Origin of the sequence: Clostridium sp. DFI.1.208 (assembly GCF_024463855.1) — a bacterium.
In the GTDB taxonomy this organism is placed as follows: domain Bacteria; phylum Bacillota_I; class Bacilli_A; order Erysipelotrichales; family Erysipelotrichaceae; genus Clostridium_AQ.
Genome location: NZ_JANGCA010000034.1, coordinates 1 through 18,972 on the forward strand (window position 1 = coordinate 1; position 18,972 = coordinate 18,972).

Below are 18,972 nucleotides of genomic sequence, written 5' to 3' on the forward strand. Positions count from 1 at the left end.
GAGCATGCGCTCCGTATACCTATCCGGTTTTAGCTACCGTTTCCAGCAGTTATCCCAGACACATGGGCAGGTTACCTACGTGTTACTCACCCGTTCGCCACTAAGTCTCTTTGGAAGCAAGCTTCCTGAAGACTTCGTTCGACTTGCATGTATTAGGCATGCCGCCAGCGTTCATCCTGAGCCAGGATCAAACTCTCCATTTGATTTAGCTCTAACGCATGACTTGCGTTTGAATTTCATTTTAGTCATCGTTATTTCCGAGAATATTGTTTTCTCAAATAATTGACGTTTCCTGTTCAGTTTTCAAAGACCGAAATTTCTATTTCGTTTGCCGCTGTACTCATCAGCGCTCGTATATAATACAACACATATCCCTGTGTGTCAACAGCTTTTTTTGTTTTTTTGACTTTTTTGTCATAAATCGACAAACTATGTCATAAAGCCTTTCTATATACCGTATCCAGCAGCAAGGTTTCCTACATCGCACAAACCTTCCCTATCGCTTATAGGACGATGAACCCAACGGAATTAAATCAGGATTTCGTAGGATCCAGTCTACCGTACATTCACACAAGCGTCTCATACCTTCGCCTCCCCTTCCACCGATGCACGCAGATAAAATCTCATGGACTTCCTGTAGCTCCTCTTGTGTAAATCCGTTTCCTATGGAAATGTATCTCTTCATTGCCTGTACCATCCTTTGATATTCTCTATCCCAATTCATACCACCGTTATCCAGCAGCTCATAAGAAAGTTTTCCAGTGATGCGAAGCACCTCTCCCTGTAGTGTTTCCGCAGCCCCACTAGCAGGCACCAACAACTCCCATAATTCCTGATACTGCTGTTGCCATTGATTGCTTTGTACTACAACACACTCTCCACTTTTCATTCTTGTTCGTTTCTCCACCGGTTTTACATGAAAGATCCTATATAGCTTTCGTAACGCCTCATCCGTTGCCTCCTGTATTTGAAGTGCAGCTTCATCACAAGCAGTAGGATCACAGCGGTAAAATTCTACATCTTTGCCAATCCGCTCCACTGACACCTTCATCTTCTTGCGGATATATTCTCCATGCTGCAACAGCAATTCCGCGATTTCAACCACCTCTGGCAAATGAAGACCATCCGCTCTCACTAGCATTTCCTCCAAGGGTGTTTCTCCGCTGTGGTTTTTCTTACGGACCTTCACCCCTGCAAACAGTAATTCTCTCACATGCTCCACCATAAAATTTGAAGCAGCAACATGCATTGGAGTATCTCCCTGATCATCCTGTTGCACATTTGCGCCAAGGGAAAGAAACAAAGCAAGATGACTTCCCCGATAGGATGCCTGATAATGCAGTGGCGTCTTACCCCAGCGTCCTACATAGTTCAAATTACATCCCTGTTCCACCAGCCAGAGAATCGCCTCTTTTGAAAGACCATAAAAGCTCAATGCATTGTTTTTAGTAAAGGTATCATACGCATTGATATCACAACGCTGAAATACTTTTTGAAGCTCCTGCAGATCGCCCTGTGCTACGATAGCACGAAAATCATCAACCAGTGTTTTTCTCTTATACCCCTTTTTGACGGCTGGCTGCTGGATTACTGTCTTCGTATCCTGTTCCTGCACCGCCTGCTTTCCATCTTCCTTACGCATTGTTTTCAAGAAGCCTCTTACCCTCATCGTTCTGTTCCTTTCCTTCATCCGTATTCTATATATAATAGCAGTATACCATACGACAAAGCCATTTTTAGTATTTTTTCCCTATTTGCCACAGGCTTTTTATAGTTCCCCTTTCTTCTTTTTCATAAAAAAAAGGCTTCCTATCGCATAGTATCCGATAAGAAGCCCTTCTATATATCAGAAATGTAGGAAAGCTCTTTATCAGCTATTCCCACTAACGGTTTACACTTCCTTTGCTTCCAGCTGTGCTTGCTGCTTTGCTTCTTCCACTTGTTCTTCATCCATGTTATGAAGCAGCTTTTTAAAGAAGAGCACAAACATCGTTACTGTAGTCAGAACGGCCAGTATATCCGCAATCGGCTCTGCCAGGAAAACTGCCATGACCTTATCCTCTATAAACATTGGAAGGATATAAATCAGCGGAATCAAAACGATAATTTTACGAAACATCGCCAGGAAGGCTGAGGTCTTTGCGTTACCAAGGGCAATAAAGGTTTGCTGACAGGCAATCTGTGCGCCAAACAGCAAACACCCTCCCATATAAATGCGCAGGGCCCATACGGTGATTTCTGTTAAAGCAGGATCACTGGTGAAAATCGCCGCAAACATATTCGGCACCACCATGGCAAGCAGCCAGAGTATAGCTGAGTAGGTCAGACAGCTGATCAGCAAAAGCCGAAAGGCCTTTTTCACGCGATAGGCATTGTTTGCGCCATAGTTATAACTGATAATCGGCTGTGCTCCCTGTGTGAAACCGGATAACGGCAGCATGGCAAACTGCATAACACTTGATAGTATTGTCATTGCTCCAACAGCAAGGTCTCCTCCATATTTCAATAAGGAGGAATTAAAGCACAATACGAGGATACTTTCCGTTGATTGCATAATAAAGGGTGCCACACCTAAGGCGAGAGATGGAAGCAGCACCTTTGCGTTTAATCGGAAATTGCTCAGGCGCAGCTTTAATACCGTCTGCTTTCCCATCAGAAAGCGCATTACCCAGATGGAAGAGATTCCCTGCGATATGACCGTAGCAAGTGCGGCTCCCTGCACTCCCATATCAAAAACAAAAATCAGAATCGGATCCAGGATGATATTGGTGATTGCTCCGATCACAACCGTCAGCATACTGATTCTGCTGAATCCCTGTGCTGATATAAAGGCATTCATCCCCAGCGTCAGCTGAACGAAAATCGTACCGGCCGCATATATGATCATGTAGGATTGGGCATAGCCAATCGTGTTCTCACTCGCGCCAAACATGTACAGCAGTGGTGTATGAAAGCCGATGACAACCACCGTAAGCACCAGTGCGGTGATGATCAACGCACAGCAGCAGTTTCCCAGTATCTTTTCCGCACCCTTCATATCCTGCTGTCCCATCAGGATGGAGGCACGCGGTGCACCGCCCATTGCGACCAGTGCCGCAAAGGCGGAGATGATCATGATAATGGGAAAGCTGATGCCCACACCGGTCAGAGCCGTCGCTCCCACTTCCGGTATATGACCGATGTACATACGGTCGACCATATTATAGAGCGCATTGACCAGCTGTGACAGAATAGCCGGTACTGCCAGCATAAAAAACAATCTGCCGATGCGCTCCTTCCCTAAATCTACTTCTTTTGACATCTTCATTCAGCATTCCTCCTATGTATGTTCGTTTGTATGTTCATTTGCTTCTGTGATGCTTTCAATATTCGCGTTGATGCGATCGAAGGTCTGTACAAGGATATCCAAATGCTCCTGAGGAATCCCCTTCAGTATCTGTGCTTCCACCTCACTGCGCTGTTTCGATAGAACCTGTATGACCTCCTGCACCTCTTCTGTTAGAAACAGGTGCTGTATACGCCGGTCACTGTTATCCGTTTCAATGTATACATACTCTTTCAACAGCAGGGATTCAATTCCTCTGGCAACCAGTCCTTTGGATATACCAAGAAACGCACAAAGCTCCTTCGCCGTATTGATCGTGCGGTTGTTAGATAAGAAAATCAGAATATCCACCTCACTGGGCGACAGCTGATATTGCTTTAGCTGTGGCGCACAGACCCTGGCATACACCTTACGAAAGGCTGCACAGCGTTTTACGAGTGTTTCCAGATTGGTATGGTCCAGCATGACATCACCTCCATTAGTTTACCTGTAAACGAATATAGTATATCATGTTTTTATGAACTTGCAAGCACCTTCTGGAAAGCGCTGTTGACTGTGAGCATGATACTCGCTTCCTTTTGCTATCGCTTCATGCTTTTATACCTGATGCAATGATTATCCAGATGCATTCCTTTTATGTAATTTTTTATGCTATTTGCTTCTTTATGTGATTGCTTTATCGGATGCATCCTATTATATGGATTGCCATCCCATGAAGCTTCGCCCCTTTCCCTATAAAAGATATAAGAGCGAAAGCAAGAGCATAGCTGCGAGTGTTCGTTTCTCAGCATTCCTACCATTTATTTCACTGTCATCGATAAGAAGCAGCTCGATCACCCTTCAGCCGAAAAAAAGCAGTGCTTCAAAATCCAATACCGCCTTGTAGGTATCCTTCGTCCAAGCAGTTCCTCTATGGCAAAGTCCTCCTCAAGTTACTCGTCACTGAAATCCGATTGTATAAGGTCAACGCCCTTTTCAAAGAACCGTGCTGTACTGAATTCATATAGATAAAAGGATGTGAGAGTATGCAGAAGCAGCCATCAGAGCCAATAGCAATCGCAGAGTCAATGGTGAAAGAGATCAGACTCATCATCATAAACAGAATGAAGTCTGCGAAACCGTTTCCCATCATCTAAACCTGTTTTATTTCATTCACATAACAGGACATTCACCGATAGTCACAACGGAAATGAAAAAAAGCGGTGTAATCCATGCTGCACAGCCCTTCATCCGCGCTACCTCATTCATCCACACAAAAGCATATAGTATGAAATTCAAGCTGTATCCTACATCGCGCATACCAGCAGCATACCGTAATTGCATTCCTTCCATTTGATTTTCTCAGAACAAAAAGAGGCCTCATATCCTATCAGATCAGCAACTGATAGAATACAAAGCCATGCTTTCTTTTATTTTAAAATCATTGTTACACTCAAGCCGCAAGCTGCAGCACTTTGACTTCGCTTTTTTACAGGCTTATTTTTCAAGCAATCCTTCCTGTACCAGAAATTCATGTGCAACCTCCGCCGGCTCGCGTTTTTTTACATCCACCTCATAGTTCAGCTTCCGCATGCCTTCACTGCTCAGGTGCTTGCTGAGCTCATTGATAACAGGAACAGCATCCGGATATTCCGTAAGCAGATGCTCACTTACCATCGGTACTCCATAGTATGGAAGAAAATACTGCTTATCATCTTCCAGCACAACCAGATCATAATAGGAAATCAATCCATCTGTGGAATACGCATCAATTACATCGCTTTCTTTATTGGCGAGAGCCACATAGCGTGTCGCTCCATCCATTGCAATATTATCCTTAAAGCTCATGTTCGGATATTTGCTTTTGATACCGGGCAGTGCTTCTTTCCGGTTATTGAATGCCAGTGTTGGTGTAATGATAAGACGATCGGATACCTTTTCCAAATCACTGACTGTCTTCAAATTATATTTCTCAGCCGTATCCTTACGCACAGTAAAGGTATAGGTATCATTAAACGGTGTCTGATCCAGCAGTGTAAGATTATACTTTTCTTTGATTTTCTCTTTTGCAACGCGATACACCTCATCTGCATTGCTGTTAGACTTCATTTTCAAAATATCGCCATATAATGTTCCGGTATAATCAACATACATGTCAATCTGACCATTTTGCAATGCACTGAAGCAAATTTGCACTCCGCCTAGAGAAAGATCTCTTTGCACCTTGTAGTCCGTTTTCGCTTCTATCATATCGGCATACATGTTACCGAGAATCAGCTGTTCACTCATATCAGAGCTACCGATATGCAAAGCTTCCTTATTTACACCCTTCATAAGTCTGCCGCCAACAGATGCCAGCAGCAAACAAAGGCATAGCAGCGATACGATAATTTTTGTTGATTTGCGTACCGGACGGTTTGTCTGTGAATTTCCGATGGTCAGTCCCTCCGGTACAACCACACGCTCCAGAATGCCCATGAAGGAATCGATGACCAAAGCCAGAATACAGGCTGGAATCGCACCGGCCAGTATTTGCATATTGTTGGATGTTCGGATACCGGAATATACAAGATATCCAAGACCACCTGCTCCGATAAAGGCCGCAATCGTCATCAGCCCGACAGCCGTAACCGCCGAAATCCGCACACCTGCCATAATGATTGGTAATGCCATGGGAATTTGTACCTTTATCAGAATCTGTGCTCTTGTCATGCCGATTCCCTTTGCAGCCTCCAGTGTCTGATCCGGGATGCTTTGAATACCGGTATACGTATTTTTGATAATGGGCAGCAGGGAATATAAGATCACCATAAAGATGGCAGGCTTGGAGCCGATTCCCAGAAAAGGGATAGCGAAGCCCAGCAACGCAAGGCTTGGTATGGCCTGTACGATATTGGCGATCCCCAGAACCGGCTTTGTCAGCTTTTTGAGGTAGGATATCAAAATACCAAGGGGAACACCGATTGCAATGGCAAGAATAACAGAAAACAAAGTAAGCTCCACATGCTCCCAGCTCAGCGATAGAATTTGTCCCTGTATGGATTGTACGTATTCGATAAATTCACTCATGCCTGTTCACCTTCTTCCAGATCAAACTGCTTGGAGAAGGTGGTCACCAGAGAGCTTCTGGTAATCAGTCCACGCAGCTTCCCCTGCTCATCCAATACAGGAACGTTGTAAAAGTCATGCTGTCTTGTCTGCTGCATAACATCTACAAGGTTATCATCCTCCTGTGCACAATATGCGGGATTGACCATAATATCACGCACAAGCAGGTGATTGTCGCGCGGCTGTCTGCGAATCATCTTGGCTGTGATCATTCCCTGCAGCTGCTGGCTGTGATCAACAACCATGAGGGTATCCACCTTGTTGTAGCGCATATATTCATAGGCACGTACCAGAGAAACACCGGGATAGGTTGTAATAACACGGCGAATCATGATATCACTGGCACGTATCAGCTCCGGTGAATCCCATATGCGGTTTTTACCGACAAAGCTGCTGACAAATTCATTGACCGGATGCTTCAGTATTTCCTCCGGCGTATCAAATTGCACGATATTTCCATCGTGCATAATACAGATACGATCTGCTATTTTAATTGCTTCATCCATATCATGTGTTACAAATACGATCGTTTTCTTTACGTTTTCCTGAATCTGTAACAGCTGATCCTGAAGAGAGGAACGCGTGATTGGATCCAAAGCCGAAAACGGCTCATCCATCAGGATGATATCCGGATCAAGAGCAAAGGCTCTGGCAACGCCGACTCTTTGCTGCTGACCGCCGCTTAGCTCCTGTGGATAGCGTTGAGAAAATTCGGCATAGTCCAGTCCGACCATTTCCATCAGCTCCTTGGTCCTCGCCCTGCGCTGTGACTGCTCCACATGCTCCAGCTTTGCAATCACCTCCATATTATCCTCGATGTTCATGTGTGGAAACAAGCCTGTCTGCTGTATGACATATCCCATATTTCTTCGCAGACGAATCACATCCTCATTTCGGATATCACTGCCATTTAAAAGAATCTGACCGCCTGTGGGCGCTATCAGACGATTGATCATTTTCAGGGTCGTCGTCTTTCCACAGCCACTGGGGCCAATCAATACAACGAATTCCCCGTCGTGAATCTCCATGCTGATATCATGGAGAACCTCCTGGTTTTTAAAAGTTTTGGAAACATGCTGAAATTCCAACATATACATTCCTCCTCTCTTTTCCAAATAGAAAAAACTGTCTGTCGACAGCGTACCGGCGACGTAAGATGAAAGTCGATTCCTGCGAACCCCATCCTTTTTCACCATGTGTAGTTATAAGTATAACACAGTTTGAAAAGAATGTAAAATCGTCGGTAAAAATAGAAGCTGTTTTTCATTTTATTTCAGTTGTAACATTTCTTACATTTTCTATAGAACTCACCCTTATCCTATGTTTTTCATAAAAAAGGGATTGCATTCCCTGAAAAAATACGCTATAATAACAAAGCAATCGCCCGAGTGGTGAAACTGGTAGACGCAACGGACTCAAAATCCGTCGGTAGCAATACCATGCCGGTTCGAGTCCGGCCTCGGGCACCAGTGAACCAGACAGCAGATACATCGTATCTGCTTTTTTTGTATATATGACAGAAAATAGAAGCGCAGTTTCAAATACACAAGCAGAATCCCCTGCAGATTTTGCTGTGGCTGCTATTTCTGTTTTCATATTTGTCTTACTGCGATACACTACCTCCAACAGAAAAAGGAAGCCCTCTGCATACTTGATGAACAGCTGAATCCATCTGGAAAACCAGAAATCATCATCTTATCCATCCACGGAATCGAAGGCTTCCTTTTTTTTATTATCTGTGGTCTGGCTTTTTTATGATGCGGCAATCCGTTTCTTTTAAATATCTCCCTCCTGATACTAGATAGCCGCTTTACGTATCCGCCTGCTTCATAACTACCGTTTTCTGCTGTTCATCGATCATATTTTCCCGAATCATCGCATCCAACACCTGAACCTGCCGTTTTCTTGCTGCGGATTCATGATTGCTCAGCTGATAATTTGCAGGAGATTGCGGAAGACCTGCCAGAAGCGTTGCCTCATCCAGTGTCAGATCCTTTGGCTTCTTATGGAAATACCCCTCACTTGCCGCCTTGATCCCGATATAATTATCCCCGTAATTGATCACATTGACATAAAGCTCCAAAATCTCTTTTTTGCTCAGCTCCTTTTCAAGATCATAGGCAGTAAAGATTTCGCTGACCTTACGAAGATAGGATGGCTGATAGGTATAATACATATTTTTTGCCAGCTGCTGTGTAATCGTACTGCCTCCCCCGCGGATTTGCCCTGCCAGCACATTCTGATAGAGCGCTCTGGCCATAGAACGGTATTCCACCCCGTGATGCTCATAAAAGCGCCGGTCCTCAATCGCAACCGTTGCCTGCAGCAGCTCCTCGCTAATTTCGTCATAAGTCACATAGGACTTCTTATTTTTAATTTCCTCTACCTTCTCACGGATGCTGACCTCATTGGTGGCCTTAACATAATTAACAAAGCCAAGTCCTACAAACAACGTCAAAACAATCAAAATGATCAGAAGCAAAATCAGGAACAGTTTTCTTATAATCTTCACTTTATCACCATCCTCATTATAGCATACTTATTTCCTTGTGAAGCTAACTTACAGATTCGTTAGAAAATTGTCAGGAAACAGAAAGATATGCAAACAAATGCAAAATAAAACACGGTCATCACCGTGTATTATCTGTTTGCGTTCACTGACTTCATTATCTGTTTAATCTGAGCCTCAGATGGTTTTCTTCCCATTTGTAAAAACATCGCACGAATCATTTTCTCGTTGATAGGCGGGTTTTCTCTAAGTTCCTTCTCGAATTTCTTTTTTGTGAAATAGAAACCGAGGAATCCCCCAATTGCCAATCCTACAAGGGTAAATAACACAGAGCTTAAAAAATCCATATGTAATCCTCCTTACAATAAGCATATTTTACTATTTTTAAAGAGATTTTACAATAGTTTTCGCCCTATTTATCCACTTCTTGAACGAGAAGGCAGCGATATTTTCTTTTCAGCAGCTGATAAAACGGATTCGTGCAATCCTCGAACCATGCCGCCCCCTCTCGTATGTATACCTCATATACACGGGATTTCAGAAAATGATCATAACAAAGACAGTCCTCCCTGCACGCAATTTCTTTTTGAAAGAAGGCCTCCGCACTCTCTTGCAGGGTCTGTGCTTCAATGGGAATCTGAATTCTGCTTCTTTGCTGCTCATCCATCCCATCCAGTAATGCCTGTATATCTCCGCTCTGCTTCATGGCATCGTAAAAGGCCGGCTGAAGCGCATAACATAATTTCATAGATTATCACCTGTTCCCATTGTACATTCCATCTTGCATGAGATTTGTAGAATTTTGTGGAACCGATTGTTTTTATGCAGAAAGCGCTGCAGAGGAAAGCCGCTTACAGCAGACAGCTAGATGCAATATAAAGCCTGCTTGCTTATGTCCGGGAAGTTGAAACGTCGCTCATAGCAAAAAAGACAGGCACTGGATTGCGAAGAACCCAGCTCCCGCCTTTTTCATTCTTTATCTGTGTAAATCAATATCAGAGAAATCATATTTTTCAAGAGTAGCTGCAATCGTCTTATCCTTGATTGCCAAATTCTCCTTGGTCATGCGAGCTTTTGCTTTCGGCATGTTTTCTATAGTAGCCGGTCCGCAGATACAGCCGCCCTGACACGCCATTCCCTCCAGTATATCCGCCTGGAAGCGGTTGACCTTCATCATGAGCAGTGCTTTTTTACATGCATCGCTTCCATCAGCATATTCAGCGCTGACAGCTTCATCATTATTCTCCTTCAGGGCAACGGCAACCGCCTTGGAGACTCCACCGCCGACAGAGAAGAAACGTCCATAGGCAGAAGCGGTATCCTCTTCCTTCGCAGTCACATTCTCCGGAGAGATATGCTTGGATACAAACATCGCACCTAGCTCTTCAAAGGTGATGCAGAAATCAACCTCACTATCCAAAACCTCTTGCTTTTTCGCAACACATGGTCCAACGAAAACAACCTTGCAATCCGGATGATGCTTTTTCAGATAGCGCGTCGTCGCAACCATTGGGCTGACCATATGGGATACACTGCTTTCATAAACCGTTGGGAAATGCTGCTTTGCCATATTTACGAAGGCAGGACAGCAGGAGGTGGTAATTTTCTTTCCCTCTGCCTTGTGCTTTTTCGCATCTTCCTTTTCATACCATGCCACAGCATCTGCCCCAATGGCCGCTTCGTACACATCGCTAAAGCCCAGATCACGCATCGCCTGCATGATCTGCGGCAGGGTAGCGCTGTCAAACTGCCCCTGAATAGCAGGAGCAAACACCGCATAAACCTCTTCCTTTTTCTTCAGCAGCTCAATCACATCCAGCATCCAGGACATATCCTCGATTGCGCCGAACGGACATTTTGCCTGACAGGCGCCGCAGTTGATGCATTTTGCCTCATCGATTTTCGCTAAGCCGTCTTCTCCCATGCGAATCGCATCCACCGGACAGCTTTTCATGCAGGGACGCTGCGTTTCAACAATCGCATTGAACGGACATGCATTTCTGCAGGCACCGCATTCCTTACATTTATCATAGTCAATAAATGCGTGATCCTCTCCCATATGGATCGCATCAAATTTACACGCAGACAGGCAGGCCTTTGCCATACACTTCCGGCAATTATCCGTTACCTGAATCTTATGGATGCTGCAGCCGTCACAGGCTGCTTCAATTACACGTACAATCTGACGCTTGTTGTCATTTTCTACCGGAACCGGCGGTTTCCCCAGCGCCATTCGTGTCCTTTGACGAATGATTTCCTTTTCCTTATAAATACAGCAGCGGAATTCTGCATGTTTCCCCGGAATCAACAGATTCGCTACCTCATCACAGACGTCATCGTTCAGCTTTCCATCAAACGCACGCTTGCTAACCTCTCTCAGTACGTCGAATTTAAACTGTCTGGCTTCGTGATCAAATAATGACATAATATCCTCCTCTATGCACAAGCATAAAAAACAGCTTGTGCTTTTTTTAACATGATAATTATATCACAAAGCATGTATATAAAAAAAGCGGTAAATAGTAAAATTTACAGCTTTTTATGTATTTATACTTTTTTTCAACGGGTATCCGTTGGCACCTCTTTTTTCTTTCGCCTTGGCTTATACTCGATATACAGAATAGAGGAAAAAATAAGACAGGCGCCAAGTATCATCGGAAGACTCATAACCTCCCCCAGCAGCAGAAATGAGAAGATGGACGCAAAGAGTGCCTCCATGGACAGGATCAGGGATGCGCTGTTGGCGGTTGTATATTTCTGTGCAAAGGTCTGCAGCAGATAGGCAAGCAGCGTTGACACAAAAATCAGATAGGCCACATTTCCTGCCGCATGCCAGTCAAAGGAAGCCGGCGGCTGTTCCAGCGTCAATGCACAAACAGTGGAAATCACACCGGCTGTTATCATTTGCAAAGCCGTCATGCACACCGTATCAACATGGGCGGAATAGCGTTCCAGAGCAATGATGTGCAATGCGAAGAACAAGGCACAGACAAGAGACAGCATATCGCCGATTCCCAGCAGCAACGCATCCTTTTTCAACGTCAGCAACGCAATCCCCACAATGCAGAGCAGCGATGCAATCAGCTCCTTGCGGGAGGGACGCCGATGCCAAAGCAGCCAAAGCAGATATGGTACAAACACCACATTGGTAGCAGTCAGAAATGCATTCTTACTCGGCGTTGAATACTTCAGTCCAAAGGTCTGAAAGGCAAACGCCAGAAACAGGAAGATTCCCGTAATAATTCCATGACCGATGGTAGAGTGATCCAGCCTGCGCAGCTTTTTCCAGCAGATCAGCAATGGAAAAACAGCAGCTCCCACAAAACGTATCATCATGATATAAAACGGAGACAAAGCATCCAGTGCTCCGTCGGTAGCGATAAAACCGCCTCCCCAGACAACGGTAACAACGACCAGTATCATATTCGCGTATATTTTTTTCACACTTTCACCTCATTGCTCAACATCATACCACAGCCCCTTCGCTGCCGCAAGTGTTCTTTGCCAGGAAATATAAGCTTTTTTCGTATACTTTCCTAGACGTAATTCCCCATTGTGCAGAAGCAAAAAAAGGATTGCTATTTCTCTATCCCCATATTATAATAATACCCATGAGAAATCAGTCTCGTTTTTTTATACAGTTTAGTACATGAGTAGAGAGGAAGCGTTTGTATGAGATTACTGGAAGAATACATAGAAAAATACGGCAATGCTATGAATGAGGATGTATTGAAGGTGGATGCCTTTTTAAATCACCAGATTGATGCACAGCTGATGATGGAGCTGGCAAAGGATTTCAAAGAGCATTTCAAGGATAAGCACATCACCAAGATTGCGACCATCGAGACAAGCGGTATCGCACCGGCAGTTATGCTTGGCTATCTGCTGCAGGTTCCGGTTGTCTACTTCAAAAAGGATACCTCACGGATCATGAAGGATGATTTGTACACCTGTCAGATTCATTCCTTCACAAAAAACAAGGATTACGACATTATCTGCAGCAAAAAGTACCTGTCTGCTGAGGACCATGTTCTGTTTCTGGATGATTTCATGGCAAACGGAGAGGCATGTCTTGGCGGCATCGAAATCCTGAAGCAGGCAAACGCTGTCATTGAGGGGATTGGAATTGTGATTGAGAAAGCCTTTCAGCCGGGGCGCCAGAAGGTGGAGGCACAGGGATATCCTGTCTATTCCCAGGCACGCATTGCTTCCCTTTCACAGGGGATGATTACCTTTGTTTCCGAAGAGTACGAAGCTGCATAAGCGAATATTATAAACCGGCCGGACACTGTCCGGTTTTTCTATAGCCTTTTCTCTCTACCAGCCACCTGTGCTTCTTTTCCATATCACCTTGTAAGCTGCTTACCTTTCTGTATTTTGTTTGCGATGCAGAGTGGCTCTCTGTTATCATTCATTTGTTTTTCTAGACTCATGATAGCCAAAGGTACCCGGTATGGACGTCTTTTTTCTCTGCATATAAAAAGGAAGATGGTACGATTGCTCAATCGAATCCCTTCCTCCTTGTCCTATGAAAGCATGCACAAGCAGAATCGCCTGCTTATCCATTTCAATCCTCTGTCTTTCTGACCTCTACCTTTTTCACCACACTGACCAGAAGCGGAATCATTACCAGCTGCAGCACAATACCAGGTATCGCGGTTACAAAGGCGGCTGTTAAAAAGATATGCACAGTATATGCCTTTCCCGCCATGCTCAGCAGCACCAGATTTGTCATTCCGCTGACCGCTCTTCCCGCCAGCATCGTGATAATCAAGGAAGGATACAGCGGCAGCTTTTTTGTCATCCATCCGCTCAAAAAGCCATACGTCAGCAGCTCCAGACACATTGCAATTCCGGTTGGCATTAGCGGCGGCATACCGGTTAATGCGCTGGACAGCAACGGCGTCAGCACTCCGATCAAAGCACCATATGCAGAACCGCACACGAAGCCACATAGCAATACCGGAATATGCATTGGCAGAAAAACTGCACCTGCCTGCGGACCAAAGGAATGAAAGGCAAAGGGCAGTACAAGCCCCAGTGCCAGAAAGAACGCTGACAGCGTCAGCCGTTTTACCTGATCACTCATAACATTCCCCCTACTTCGTTACGGCAGAAAACATATCCGCATAGATTTTTTTCAGCTCCTGCGTTTCCTTCTCCGTCATTTTCCGTTCATGGGCATCATGTCCATCGACGGTACCGATGTGTCCGGAAACAGCTTTTCCATCCTTTACGACAACAACAAAGGGAACGTACAGCTGAACTTCGCCCTCATCATCCTTTTCCATAAACTTCTTTGTATAGGAAATCAGTTCCTTCTTCTGCTCCGGCGTATAGAGAAGCTCCTTCTTATCATCTCTTGTTCGTATGTATAAAATATGCTGTTTGTCTTCCTTTGCGACCGCATTCATCACAGGCAGAGCCTCCACACACCATGGGCAGTTTGGATACCCAAAATACAAAATTGCACTTTCCTTCTTCTGAAATACAGAAAGAGCCTCCTGCATATCGGAATCCACAAACTGATTTTCCGTTTCCTTGAAATCCTTATATCCGCTCATATCCGCACTTTCATCAATGCCGCAGGCACTGCTTTTATCTGTTTCATCCGAGCAGTAGGCATCCTTCTTATTTTGCTCTGTCTTATCTGCCTTCGTATTCGCACTGCATGCGCACAGCAGACTGACCAACATCAGCAGAACGATTTTTTTCATATGTTCACCTCATTTGTCTGTGTTGATTATACCATACCTGTCTGTAAAATCACATGAAAACCATGTAAAATATATCCCCGTGCTGGATAGAAAAGAAAACGGACAGATTCTCACCATCCGTTTGTTTTTCAATCCTTCAGCAGTGTAACAAGAACCGCCTTCTGTGCATGCAGACGATTTTCTGCCTCATCGAATATTTCATCCGCATGAGCTTCAAATACCTTCTCTGTAATTTCCTCTTCCCTATGCGCAGGCAGACAGTGCAGAACCATGGCGTCTGCTTTCGCCACAGCCATGCATGCATCATTGATCTGATAGGTGCCCTCAAATATTTTTCTGCGTTGGGCAGCCTCCGCTTCTTCCCCCATGCTTGCCCATACATCGGTGACCAGTACATCCGCATCCTTTGCAGCCTCCAGCACATTCTGTGTCAGTGTAAAGCGTCCGCTAGCCTGTGCACGCTTCGTGATCCCCTCATCTGGCAGATATTCCAGCGGACAGGCGCATGCCACCTCCATACCGGCGAGGATTCCGCCGTTGATCAGAGAATTTGCCATATTATTTCCCGCACCGATAAAGCACATTTTTAAGCCCTCTAGGCTACCCTTGTGTTCCCGGATCGTCTGTAAATCTGCCAGCACCTGACAGGGATGCACATAGTCTGTCAGACCATTGATAATCGGAATACTTCCATATTCCGCAAGCTCCTCCAAATCGGAATGCTTATACGTACGAATCATGATGCCATCCAGATAGCGAGACAGTACCCGCGCCGTATCCTTGATGGGCTCTCCGCGTCCCAACTGCATATCATTGGCATTCAGATACAGGGCAGTCCCGCCCAGCTGTGCCATTCCCGTTTCAAAGGAGACACGGGTTCTGGTAGATGATTTGGTAAAGATCATACCCAATGTTTTATTACGCAGGTATGGCGTAAACACACCCTTTTTCACTTCTTTTTTCAGACTATCTGCCAAATCCAGCAGCTCATACAGCTCTTCTTTTGTCAGATCTGCTAGTGTCAGTAAATGCTCCATCGTCTTCCTCCTTACGCAATCTGCGTCAGTACAGCTTCCACAATATCCATTGCTTCCTTCAGCTCCTCCATCGTGATGGTAAGCGGAGGCAGCAGGCGAAGCTTGTCCTTAGCCGTCAAAAGCAATACGCCCTTTTCGATGCATGCAGCCACAACATCTCTGGCTGTGACACCATCCAGCACCACTCCACGCATGAGTCCCAGACCATTGACCTGTACGACATGCGGCATTTTGCTCAGACGCTGCTTTACATAGGCACCCTTTTCCTGAACAGCGCTCAGAAATGCTTCATCCATGCGCTTTAATACAACGCGTGCACCAGCACAGGCAATCGGGTTGCCGCCGAACGTTGTACCGTGATCTCCGGGATGAAAGGTATCGGATACCTTTTCCGATAATAGAACACCGCCAATCGGAAGTCCGTTTCCAAGCCCCTTGGCCGTTGTAACGATATCCGGGTGTACACCATATTGCTCATATGCATAAAAGGTACCGCAGCGTCCCACACCGGTCTGCACCTCATCCACAATCAGCAGGATATCCTGCTTTCTGCACAGCTCTGCCACCGCACGCACAAATGCCTGCTCCAGTGGAAGTACACCGCCTTCCCCCTGTATCATTTCCAGCATAACAGCGCAGGTACGCTTGCTTACCTTGCTTTTCAAATCCTCGATATCATTGGCGAGCGCATGTACAAATCCAGGTGTAAAGGGATCAAAATGTTGGTGGAAATGATCCTGTCCGGTTGCACTCAACGCCGTAATGGTACGTCCGTGAAAGGAATTCACCAATGTGATGATTTCATGCCGCCCAGAGCCATAATGATCACTGGAATATTTTCTAGCAACCTTGATTGCACCCTCATTCGCCTCTGCGCCGGAATTTGCAAAAAACATATTGGTAAAGCCGCAGCGCTCACAGATCAGCTTCGCCACATCGCTGTCCGGCTGTGAATAATACAGATTGGATACATGCGGAAGCGTTGCCGCTTGGCTTGCAACAGCCTGCACCCACGCATCATCTGCATAGCCAAGTGCATTTACACCGATACCGGCTGTCAAATCCAGATATTCCTTTTCATTTTCATCATATACCCGACAGCCCTTGCCATGCGTCAGCACAACGTCAAAGCGTGCATACGTATGGGCGATATAGCGCTGATCATTCTCTTTTATACCCATTTTTTCACTCCTCTACCAGGGTTCCGATTCCCTCTTCGCTGAACATTTCAATCAGGATGGAATGCGGAACTCGTCCATCGATAATCACCGCTCGCTGCACAGAGCCCTGTACAGCGGTCACCAGACAGTCCACCTTGGGGATCATCCCGCCGCTGATAACGCCATCCTTTTTCAATTCCTCGATTTCAGATAGCGTAGCTCTTGGAATCAGAGAGCCTTCATCCTCGGGATTTCGTAAAAGCCCCGGGATATCGCTGACCAGAATCATATTTTCCGCATGCAGCTTTGCCGCAATACTGGCAGCTGCCGTATCCGCATTGATGTTATAGGCGTGGCCTGCCGCGTCACAGCCGACACTCGCCACCACCGGAATATAGCCCTTTTCAATGATATCCAGAATCAGCTCTTCATGAATTTCCTCGATTTCACCGACATAGCCAAGATCCCCTTCTTCCACCGTATACTGCTTCGCCTGAATACTATTGGCATCCATACCGCTGATTCCAACCGCTCTGGCACCCTTCTGATTGATCAAAGACACCAGATCCTTATTCGTTTTTCCCGCCAGTACCATCTGTACAACATCCATTGTTTCCTCATCCGTATAGCGCAGTCCTCCCACAAAGCGTGACTGCTTACCGACCTTTTTCAGCATTCCGTTGATTTCCGGCCCTCCGCCGTGTACCAGCACGACATGCACACCGATTTCCGACAGCAATACGATATCTGTCATGACATTCTGCTTCAGCGTTTCATTTTTCATGGCATTTCCACCGTATTTGATAACAACGATTTTTCCGTTATACTTTTGTATATACGGAAGTGCCTTGGACAGTATGGTTGCTTTCTGTATGGCATCTATTTTCAATGTACTCACATCTCCCTTATCCTATGTTCGATAGTCTCCATTGATTTTCACATAATCATATGTCAGGTCACAGCCCCATGCCGTTGCCTGTGCATTTCCCTGCTTCATATCAATCAGAATATCAATTTCACTTTCACTTAAAATGCTAAGTGCCACTTCCTCATCGAAGCCGCAGCCCGCACCATCCTTACATACCTGCATACGACCTGCCTTACTGGCAAGTGCCACATCCACCTTACGGATATCGAAATCCCCCTCTGCATACCCGATGGCACACAGGATCCGTCCCCAGTTGGCATCACGCCCAAACATGGCAGCCTTGAACAAAGAGCTTGTGACAACGGATTTTGCAATCGCTTTTGCTGTTTCCGTATCCTTGGCAGAGGTTACCTTGCAGGTTAGCAGCTTGGTAGCTCCTTCCCCATCCTTGGCGATATTCCGGCTGATTTCCACACAGATTTCCATCAGAGCCTGCTTGAAGGCTTCATAATCCTCATTTCGCTCACGGATTTCCGGATTTCTTGCTAAACCATTCGCAAGAATACTCAACATATCATTCGTTGAGGTATCCCCATCAACACTGACCATATTGAAGGTATCTACGACTACCTCATGCACAACGGCATCCAGCAGCTCGGCAGAGATTGCCACATCGGTTGTCAGAAATGCCAGCATCGTTGCCATATTGGGATGGATCATCCCGCTTCCCTTGGCCATACCGCCGATATGACATACCTTGTCCTGGAGTGTAAAGGTCACTGCGAATTGTTTTTTAAAGGTGTCTGTAGTCATGATCCCCTCACAGGCATCGCTTCCGCCCTTCACATCCAGCGCAGAAACCAGCTCCTGCATGTGCTCCTCAAACGGTGTAATGCTCAGCGGCTCGCCAATGACCCCGGTAGAAGCAACGATTATATCCTCTGCGTTTAGATTCAGCTCCTGTGCGCAAAGCTCGCACATGCGGTTTGCAATTTCCTCACCATTGGCGTTGCAGGTGTTGGCATTACCGGAATTGCAGATGATCGCCTGGGCGTGCCCGTCCTGCAGATGCCGCTTGGTAACAGCAATCGGTGCACCCTTCACCTTGTTTAATGTATATGTGCTGGCAGCCGTACACATGACACTGCTGTAAATCAGAGCCAGATCCTTTTTGGACCGGTTCCTGCGAATCCCGCAGTGAATCCCTGCAGCCTGAAAGCCTAGAGGTGCACAGATACCGTTTTCCTTCCAAATAACCATAATCAATTT

The 18,972-nt window shown here is 45.7% G+C and carries 17 protein-coding genes, 1 tRNA gene and 1 rRNA gene; 2 read left to right on the top strand and 17 right to left on the bottom strand.

From position 1 onward, the window contains the following. The 6 genes from NE665_RS15950 to NE665_RS15975 form a co-directional block, all read right to left on the bottom strand. A 16S ribosomal RNA gene (locus NE665_RS15950) occupies positions 1–203 on the bottom strand; the annotation flags it as partial. A gap of 293 nt (positions 204–496) precedes the next feature. Next, entirely contained in the window at positions 497–1,642 is a 1,146-nt protein-coding gene (locus NE665_RS15955; protein WP_233104715.1) for an ankyrin repeat domain-containing protein, read from the bottom strand. Between the two features lie 249 nt (positions 1,643–1,891). Further along, positions 1,892–3,307 (bottom strand): MATE family efflux transporter, encoded by a 1,416-nt coding sequence (locus NE665_RS15960; protein WP_117444315.1) that lies wholly within the window; start codon positions 3,305–3,307, stop codon positions 1,892–1,894. Positions 3,308–3,319: 12 nt separating this feature from the next. After that, positions 3,320–3,790, bottom strand: a complete 471-nt coding sequence (locus NE665_RS15965; RefSeq protein WP_117444314.1) for a MarR family winged helix-turn-helix transcriptional regulator — start codon at positions 3,788–3,790, stop codon at positions 3,320–3,322. 1,011 nt (positions 3,791–4,801) lie between these two features. Then, positions 4,802–6,373, bottom strand: coding sequence for a glycine betaine ABC transporter substrate-binding protein (locus NE665_RS15970; RefSeq protein WP_117444312.1), 1,572 nt, complete (start codon positions 6,371–6,373; stop codon positions 4,802–4,804). Continuing rightward, on the bottom strand, positions 6,370–7,503 hold the full coding sequence (locus tag NE665_RS15975) for an ABC transporter ATP-binding protein (RefSeq protein ID WP_117444311.1): 1,134 nt from the start codon (positions 7,501–7,503) through the stop codon (positions 6,370–6,372). Before NE665_RS15975 ends, NE665_RS15970 begins: the two co-directional genes overlap by 4 nt. 291 nt (positions 7,504–7,794) lie before the next feature. Here NE665_RS15975 and NE665_RS15980 point away from each other — a divergent pair. Further along, positions 7,795–7,881, top strand: a tRNA-Leu gene (locus NE665_RS15980). A gap of 341 nt (positions 7,882–8,222) precedes the next feature. On the opposite strand, the gene NE665_RS15985 is transcribed toward NE665_RS15980, so the two are convergent. The 5 genes from NE665_RS15985 to NE665_RS16005 all read right to left on the bottom strand — a co-directional run bounded on the left by NE665_RS15985 (position 8,223) and on the right by NE665_RS16005 (position 12,365). Continuing rightward, positions 8,223–8,924: a biosynthetic peptidoglycan transglycosylase gene (locus NE665_RS15985; protein WP_117444310.1), complete on the bottom strand. Its 702-nt coding sequence runs from the start codon at positions 8,922–8,924 to the stop codon at positions 8,223–8,225. Between the two features lie 128 nt (positions 8,925–9,052). Beyond that, positions 9,053–9,268 (bottom strand): YneF family protein, encoded by a 216-nt coding sequence (locus tag NE665_RS15990; RefSeq protein WP_002611396.1) that lies wholly within the window; start codon positions 9,266–9,268, stop codon positions 9,053–9,055. A 65-nt stretch (positions 9,269–9,333) separates the two neighbouring features. After that, entirely contained in the window at positions 9,334–9,669 is a 336-nt protein-coding gene (locus NE665_RS15995; protein ID WP_117444309.1) for a hypothetical protein, read from the bottom strand. A 228-nt stretch (positions 9,670–9,897) separates the two neighbouring features. Continuing rightward, entirely contained in the window at positions 9,898–11,346 is a 1,449-nt protein-coding gene (locus NE665_RS16000; RefSeq protein ID WP_117444308.1) for a 4Fe-4S dicluster domain-containing protein, read from the bottom strand. 134 nt (positions 11,347–11,480) lie between these two features. Continuing rightward, a complete protein-coding gene (locus NE665_RS16005) occupies positions 11,481–12,365 on the bottom strand; it encodes a DMT family transporter (protein WP_117444307.1) in 885 nt (294 codons plus the stop codon). Positions 12,366–12,593: 228 nt separating this feature from the next. Here NE665_RS16005 and NE665_RS16010 point away from each other — a divergent pair, with 228 nt between their 5' ends. Beyond that, complete coding sequence (locus NE665_RS16010) at positions 12,594–13,184, top strand: xanthine phosphoribosyltransferase (protein ID WP_117444306.1); 591 nt, start codon at positions 12,594–12,596, stop codon at positions 13,182–13,184. Between the two features lie 304 nt (positions 13,185–13,488). On the opposite strand, the gene NE665_RS16015 is transcribed toward NE665_RS16010, so the two are convergent. From NE665_RS16015 to argJ, 6 genes are all read right to left on the bottom strand, one after another. Continuing rightward, positions 13,489–14,010, bottom strand: a complete 522-nt coding sequence (locus NE665_RS16015; protein WP_117444305.1) for an ECF transporter S component — start codon at positions 14,008–14,010, stop codon at positions 13,489–13,491. A gap of 10 nt (positions 14,011–14,020) precedes the next feature. After that, the gene (locus NE665_RS16020; RefSeq protein WP_117444304.1) at positions 14,021–14,638 is read right to left on the bottom strand and encodes a transporter accessory protein; all 618 of its coding nucleotides are present in this window, start codon (positions 14,636–14,638) and stop codon (positions 14,021–14,023) included. 128 nt (positions 14,639–14,766) lie between these two features. Then, the gene (gene argF, locus NE665_RS16025) at positions 14,767–15,675 is read right to left on the bottom strand and encodes an ornithine carbamoyltransferase (RefSeq protein WP_117444303.1); all 909 of its coding nucleotides are present in this window, start codon (positions 15,673–15,675) and stop codon (positions 14,767–14,769) included. Between the two features lie 11 nt (positions 15,676–15,686). Then, positions 15,687–16,856 (bottom strand): aspartate aminotransferase family protein, encoded by a 1,170-nt coding sequence (locus tag NE665_RS16030; protein WP_117444302.1) that lies wholly within the window; start codon positions 16,854–16,856, stop codon positions 15,687–15,689. Between the two features lie 4 nt (positions 16,857–16,860). Beyond that, entirely contained in the window at positions 16,861–17,724 is an 864-nt protein-coding gene (argB, locus tag NE665_RS16035) for an acetylglutamate kinase (protein ID WP_256302571.1), read from the bottom strand. Positions 17,725–17,745: 21 nt separating this feature from the next. Then, on the bottom strand, positions 17,746–18,963 hold the full coding sequence (argJ, locus tag NE665_RS16040) for a bifunctional glutamate N-acetyltransferase/amino-acid acetyltransferase ArgJ (protein ID WP_178760206.1): 1,218 nt from the start codon (positions 18,961–18,963) through the stop codon (positions 17,746–17,748). Positions 18,964–18,972 lie beyond the last annotated feature (9 nt).